Origin of the sequence: Bacillus sp. JJ1503, assembly GCF_036965125.1 — a bacterium.
Classification (GTDB): Bacteria; Bacillota; Bacilli; order Bacillales; family Cytobacillaceae; genus Cytobacillus.
The window spans coordinates 1-6,997 of record NZ_JBALOZ010000005.1; the positions used below are offsets into that span (position 1 = coordinate 1).

8 protein-coding genes are annotated in these 6,997 nt (G+C 37.1%); 3 read left to right on the top strand and 5 right to left on the bottom strand.

All coding sequences use genetic code 11. The features are described from left to right. Positions 1–212: 212 nt before the first annotated feature. Positions 213–1,088, bottom strand: coding sequence for a nucleotidyltransferase-like protein (locus V7149_RS00665; RefSeq protein WP_335343757.1), 876 nt, complete (start codon positions 1,086–1,088; stop codon positions 213–215). A 256-nt stretch (positions 1,089–1,344) separates the two neighbouring features. On the opposite strand from V7149_RS00665, the gene V7149_RS00670 reads away from it, so the two are divergent. Then, positions 1,345–1,695: a YgzB family protein gene (locus V7149_RS00670; protein WP_335343758.1), complete on the top strand. Its 351-nt coding sequence runs from the start codon at positions 1,345–1,347 to the stop codon at positions 1,693–1,695. A gap of 92 nt (positions 1,696–1,787) precedes the next feature. On the opposite strand, the gene perR is transcribed toward V7149_RS00670, so the two are convergent. The 3 genes from perR to V7149_RS00685 form a co-directional block, all read right to left on the bottom strand. Then, a complete protein-coding gene (gene perR, locus V7149_RS00675; RefSeq protein ID WP_335343759.1) occupies positions 1,788–2,225 on the bottom strand; it encodes a peroxide-responsive transcriptional repressor PerR in 438 nt (145 codons plus the stop codon). A 345-nt stretch (positions 2,226–2,570) separates the two neighbouring features. Further along, positions 2,571–3,041 carry a thioredoxin-dependent thiol peroxidase gene (bcp, locus tag V7149_RS00680; protein ID WP_335343760.1) on the bottom strand — a complete coding sequence of 157 codons (471 nt, stop codon included), beginning with the start codon at positions 3,039–3,041 and terminating at the stop codon, positions 2,571–2,573. 77 nt (positions 3,042–3,118) lie between these two features. Then, positions 3,119–3,529, bottom strand: a complete 411-nt coding sequence (locus V7149_RS00685) for an ion channel (protein WP_335343761.1) — start codon at positions 3,527–3,529, stop codon at positions 3,119–3,121. Positions 3,530–3,694: 165 nt separating this feature from the next. On the opposite strand from V7149_RS00685, the gene V7149_RS00690 reads away from it, so the two are divergent. Continuing rightward, on the top strand, positions 3,695–4,990 hold the full coding sequence (locus V7149_RS00690; RefSeq protein ID WP_335343762.1) for a glutamate-1-semialdehyde 2,1-aminomutase: 1,296 nt from the start codon (positions 3,695–3,697) through the stop codon (positions 4,988–4,990). Between the two features lie 265 nt (positions 4,991–5,255). Further along, positions 5,256–6,326 carry an FUSC family protein gene (locus V7149_RS00695; protein WP_335343763.1) on the top strand — a complete coding sequence of 357 codons (1,071 nt, stop codon included), beginning with the start codon at positions 5,256–5,258 and terminating at the stop codon, positions 6,324–6,326. Positions 6,327–6,361: 35 nt separating this feature from the next. On the opposite strand, the gene V7149_RS00700 is transcribed toward V7149_RS00695, so the two are convergent. Further along, the coding region (locus V7149_RS00700) for an ABC transporter ATP-binding protein (RefSeq protein WP_335343764.1) at positions 6,362–6,997 on the bottom strand (636 nt) is incomplete at its 5' end.

The following is a 6,997-nucleotide window of genomic DNA, read 5'->3' on the forward strand; positions in this document are numbered from 1 at the left end:
TAAAACGTTGACGTTTTTTTGTTCGTTCAGTTTTCAAAGAACTATCATATCGCTCAGAAGCGACTTTTCTAATATAACATGTGCTGAAGCTGATGTCAACACTTTTTAAAAACTTTCATCCGCCTGCTGCACTTCATTTTATTCAACAAATTGCAGCGACGGATATTAATATATCAAGTATTTAATAAAAGGTCAATAACTTTTTTGTTTTTTTACAATAACTTTTTACTGAGTTTATAATACCGATGAAAGACACCTTTCCCCTTTGTTTCTATCGTTACTACTTCAATCATATTTCTATCGATTAAATATTCTATCAGTATTCCTAAATCAACTGAATAGTACTGTAATTCTTTATGGTTTATCATTTCATTAATGGACCAGAACTCTTTTTCTGATAGAACATCCACTAAATGACTGATTCCGCTTTTAGTTTTGGAATGGATTAAAAACTCACTCGCTAAGAAAAGAAGCTCTAGCCTTTTATCTAAAGGCTCATGACTGTTTACTAGTTCTTCATATAATTTTAATATTTCCGGTTCAATTTGTTTAATTTGCTGCCATACTGTTACCTCTGGGTGAAAGCCTTGCTCAGTTAAGGCAAGTCTAGCAAGATGATGAAGGGAATGAACTACATGATTATACGCATCTAAATAATGTCCATTTTCAAAAAAAACCTTCCCGTCCATATACCGACGAATTAGTTTTGCAAATTCTATTCCCATTTTCAATTTACGGCCATTGAACGGGAAATCTCTAAGTTCTGTATTAATCTTATGAAAATATTCATTACGTTCGAAAATTACTTTCCCGCTATATAACCATTCGAAAATCTTCTTATTCGAACCAAGTAAAATCCATTCATGCAGCTGCTTATCCGTAATCATATATAAGGCTGCCTTCTGATCGTTATAAGTATAATGCTTAACATATACGGGTGACTCAGCTTCCTTAACTAAAATGAGCAAAACAACATCAAAGGTGTTTGTTGCTGGCGTATTCTTCTGTTGTTTCTTTATCATTAACACTCCGAGAGTATTAGCTTGACTAGCTCGTTCTTGATAAATGGGGCGGAGAATATCTTCCATTACTATTCCTCCATATTTTTATTAGCTTCTATAATTATTGGGATTTTATTGTGCGATCAATCTTTATCTTACAAAATCATGCTTTTAAGCATGGATTAAATATATCTTCGACAATTTTTTCAAATAATCCTTCCTAAAAAAGAAAAGCTGCACACTTTTTCTTATTTCGATTGGATTCTTGAAATCTTATTTCTCTCCTATACTACTTATTATCTTTCATTTGATATGTTATAGTATTTCCGTAGGAGGGACTTAAATGGCTAAATATTCAAGTAAAATCAATAAAATTCGAACATTTGCCCTTGCTTTAATATTTGTCGGTTTTTTAGTCATGTATCTTGGGATCTTTTTCAGAAATTCCCCTCTGCTCATGACCATCTTTATGCTTCTTGGAACCGTCTTTATTATTGCTAGTACGGTAGTATATTTTTGGATTGGGATGCTATCAACTAAGACAGTGCAGGTTGTTTGTCCAAATTGCGGTAAACATACAAAAATATTAGGTCGCGTTGATATGTGCATGTATTGCAATGAACCGTTAACACTAGATCGTAATCTAGAGGGCAAAGAATTCGATGAAAATTATAATAAAAAATCTCGGTCGTAGCCGAGATTTTTATTTTTCCCCTTAACTAACTGCTCAAACGAAAATGACCATAAAAATAAGCTGTCGGCACTTTGACCAGCAGCTTTGTTTTATTAATGCGCCTCTTTAATTGAACACTCAGGGCAGGTTCCATAAATCTCCATACGATGATGGCTAATCTTAAAACCTGTAACATGAGATGCTAAATGCTCAACTTCATCTAGACCAGGATAATGGAAGTCAACGATTTTTCCGCATTTTTCACAAATCACGTGGTAATGATGGGTTGTTACAAAGTCAAAACGACTTGATGCATCTCCATAAGTCAGTTCCTTAACAAGTCCAACCTCACGAAATACTCTTAAATTATTGTAAACTGTTGCCACACTCATATTCGGAAACTTTCCTTCTAAAGCCTTGTATATATCGTCTGCTGTAGGGTGTGACATGGAGTTTATTAAATATTCAAGTATCGCATGACGCTGTGGTGTTATGCGAACTCCAGTATCCTTTAGAGTGTCCAGCGCTTCCTTTAATTGAATTTGCGCCACCGGCCATGCACCTCTTTTCTAACAAGAATTATTACTTTATAATCTTTATAAATAGTTTACTCATTCAATAGTACTTTTGTCAACATTGCAAACTACAAAATGGGTAGTTGAGGCTTTTTATAAAATCTGATTCAATCGGAAGATTTTTTTATCCCTCCTCTGGTTTCAATGATTCTTAATTTACTATATGTTTAATAAATATATTTAAAAACATAAAAAGAAAAAAAGCGAATCCTATAAGATCCGCTTCAAAATATATCTGAGGAGGTATGCCCTAATAAAATGATATTCAAAACATTTCCAGATGAGTGGACAAAAGCCTTGTTAGCAAAAAATAGGCTGTATTTATGAAAGATTTTCCTTAATATACTCAAGTGCTTCCTCTACATGCCCCTTAACCTTCACCTTTCTCCATTCCTTAACTAGCTTGCCAGCTTTATCAATGATAAAAGTAGAACGTTCAATTCCCATATATTCTTTCCCAAAGTTTTTCTTTAGCTTCCAAACGTCATAAGCCTCTGCCGCTTTATTCTCCTCGTCTGCAAGTAAGATAAAAGGCAAATCATATTTTTCAATAAATTTATCATGGCGGGCAAGCGGATCAGGACTTACACCAAGAATAACAGCATCCACATCTGCGAATTCACTATGCTTGTCCCTGAAATCACATGCCTGTGTCGTACATCCAGGAGTCATATCCTTTGGATAGAAATACAGGACAATATTTTTTTCTCGAAAATCAGATAGTTTAATCGTTTCCCCGTTACTTGCTTCAAGTTCAAAGTCGGGAGCTAATTCTCCTATCGAAACGGCCATTGAAATTCCTCCTATATGCTTTTTCTTAAGCCTATCCAATTCTTCTAAGAAACACAACAAAATCAACTTGACAACAGCTACAATTTCTTTTCCATCTCAAACACCGCTCTAAATACGAAAGCAGCCGGAATCGTATAGCCAATGAGCGCTTCAAGCACCGCTATCATTCTTCCGACCCCAATAGGGGCAATGTCTCCATAACCTACGGAAAATAAGGTTACTGCACTGAAATAAAATCCTGTTTCTAATTGATTCAGAAAATCACCATCTAATCCAACAGTTCCTTCCATAAAAACAGTATAGCCATTCGTTTCAAGAAGAATATATATGAGTCCGAACCCAATCATGACGGTTACATAAATAAAGGCCAAATAAATAAAGTTTTCAAAGCTAACCTTTTTTCCTTTAATTGTGTGTGGCAAAAACAAAGTTCTTATGCTCATGATCATACAGAAAACAATTAATACAAGGGATATATAAAAAACCATTTACACGCCCACTTTCCTCTTTGCCTCTCTTAAACTATACGCTTATCGTTAAATCCATATGACAGCCTGTACATTTAAGAAAAGTCGCAATTATGAAACGAAGCATTCTAGTCCCAAAACATGATAAGATATGATAAGTTAGCACCTAAATCAAGGAGGATTCACATGCAATTTACAAATTCAGAACGCATACATAAAGAAGCACTTGAGCATATTGTCGGAGGAGTGAACAGCCCTTCCCGTTCGTATAAAGCTGTTGGCGGCGGAGCCCCAGTCGTTATGGAGAGAGGTCAAGGAGCATATTTCTGGGATGTAGATGGTAATCAATATATTGATTATTTAGCAGCTTATGGACCCATTATTACAGGTCATGCCCATCCGCACATAACAGAAGCCATTAAGAAAGCTGCTGAAACAGGTGTACTATACGGAACACCTACTCCCCATGAAGTTAAATTTGCCGCAATGCTCAAGGAAGCCATGCCAGCGTTAGAAAAGGTCCGTTTCGTTAATTCTGGAACGGAAGCAGTTATGACAACGATTCGCGTGGCACGTGCTTATACAGGCAGAGACAAGATCATCAAATTCGCTGGCTGCTATCATGGACACTCTGATCTCGTTCTAGTTGCTGCAGGATCAGGACCAGCCACACTTGGAACGCCAGATTCAGCTGGTGTCCCAAAGAGTATTGCTCAAGAGGTTATTACAGTTCCTTTCAATGATATCGAGCCATTTAAAGAGGCATTAGAAAAATGGGGAAGTGAAATTGCAGCCGTTCTTGTGGAGCCAATTGTCGGGAACTTCGGTATTGTTGAACCAAAGCCAGGTTTCTTGGAACAAATTAATGAATTAACACATGCAGCAGGTGCTCTTGTTATTTATGATGAGGTCATAACCGCTTTCCGATTTATGTACGGAGGTGCACAGGATTTATTAGGCGTTACCCCTGATTTAACTGCAATGGGAAAAATTATTGGCGGTGGCTTGCCAATTGGTGCATACGGCGGGAAGAAAGAAATCATGGAAAAAGTGGCTCCATTGGGGCCAGCCTATCAAGCAGGAACAATGGCAGGAAATCCGGCATCCATTTTATCAGGAATCGCATGCCTGGAGGTTTTACAGCAAAAGGGTGTATATGAGTATCTCGACAGACTTGGAGCGTTGCTTGAGGAAGGAATTGCAGCTGCTGCAAAGGAATACAATATCCCTATTACAATCAATCGTTTGAAGGGTGCGCTCACAGTCTATTTTACGAATGAAAAAGTTGTTAATTACGACCAAGCAGAGAACACAGACGGAGAAATGTTTGCGAAATTCTTCAAGCTCATGTTAAAACAAGGAATCAACCTGGCGCCATCCAAGTATGAAGCATGGTTCCTTACAATCGCACATACAGAGGAAGACATCGAAGCAACGATTCATGCAGTACAAAACGCCTTTCAAGCATTAGGGGAAGAATAAATATTAATCTCATTCATATGATTGTAGGAGCGATTTTTTTCGCTCCTTTTTTCTAAATACAAATAGTACAAACTCTTGTAAAAAATTTGCGAAAATGCCCATTGTACTTCTCCTTATATCCATGTATAGTACATTAATGTCATGGTCGTGAAATTACTTTTAAAGAATTTGCTTGTTAATTTAGCAACTAATTCGTTATGATTACCTTTACTAGTTTAAGTTAATAAACAGAAGGCATCTTCTGATAGAAAGGAAACAAATAAGTATGAAGCTTGGTGCCCGCATACTAAAAACGGGAATCGCAATTATTCTATCATTATTTTTATCTCAGGTTTTTCAGCTGCCTTCTCCAGTCTTTGCAGCCATTGCGGCGATTTTCGCGATTCAGCCGACCATTTACCGATCCTTCTTATCTATTATTGAACAGGTTCAGGGAAATGCGATTGGGGCACTTACGGCAGTAGTGTTTGTTCTATTATTCGGCAATGATATGTTCATTATCGGGTTAGCAGCAATCGTTGTAATTACCATTAACTTAAAGCTTAAAATAGAAAATACAATCGGATTAGCACTCGTAACCATGATTGTCATCATGGAAACACCTAGTGATGAATTTATCCAATTTGCTCTTATCAGGTTTTCAACTGTCATGTTAGGGGTTTTTTCAGCTTTTATCGTTAATTTGCTATTCCTGCCTCCGAAGTATGAGAAAAAATTATACTACGGCATCTCAGATATTACAGAAGAAACGACCAAATGGATACGGCTTACGATTAGACATGCCTCAGAGCATAAACTGCTAAAAAATGATATTGGGAAAATGAAGGCAAGTGTTAGAAACCTGGACCATTTATATAGTATGTATAAGGAAGAGCGAAACTACTTCAAAAAGGACACGATTCCCAAATCACGAAGGCTCGTTATTTATCGGCAAATGATTTCAACTGTAAAAAGATCGCTGGATACATTGAGGAAATTACATCGTTTTGAAAATGATCTTCAAGAAATGCCTTTGGATTACCAAAATGCTATTCAGCAGCAGCTAGACTGTCTTATTCATCATCATGAACATATCATGTTAAAGTTTATTGGAAAAGTACGCCCGAATGTGGTCTTTGAAGAGGGAGACATCTTCCTAAATAGGAAAGAGCTCTTCAATCTCTTTATATCTCAAAAGAAGGAAGCATCCTTAGAGGATGAAGACATTCTCTCACACAACATGCAAATCATCTCGGTTATTATAGACTATAATGAGCAGGTCGAGCATCTTGATAAGTTAATCACAAGCTTCCAAACCTATCATAAAAAAGCAAATGAAATGTCGATTGAGAAATAAGCGAAAAAAGAGCATCCAGCGCGGATGCTCTTTTTTTAACTTTCAAGCTGTTGCACTTGAAAAAGCTTATAATAATTGCCTTGCATTTTCATTAGTTCTTCATGGCTGCCCGCTTCGGAAATCTCTCCATGCTCAATTAAGATAATCCGATCTGCATGTGTGATTGTTGATAGTCTGTGGGCAACAATAAAGGTTGTCCGATCCTTAGCAAGCTCTTCTAATGCTTCCTGAATTAAATGCTCGCTTTCTAAATCCAATGCCGAAGTGGCTTCGTCCAAAATTAAGATTGGCGGATTTTTAAGAAAAATTCTTGCAATTGCCACACGCTGTTTCTGCCCGCCTGACAGCTTGACTCCGCGTTCTCCAACCTTCGTATCATAGCCATTGGGCAAATTCATAATGAATTCATGAGCATTAGCAGCCTTTGCAGCTTCAATAACCTCTTCATCTGAAGCTCCCGGTTTTCCTAATAAAATATTCGTTTTGACTGACTCACTAAAGAGGATATTATCCTGAAGAACCATTCCGATTTTATCCCGTAAGGTGCGAACCTTAAATGACCGGATATCTTTTCCGTCTAGAAGGATTTTTCCCTCTGTTACATCATAAAACCTCGGAATTAACCCTACTAATGAAGACTTTCCTCCCCCGCTCATCCCTACAAGAGCAAT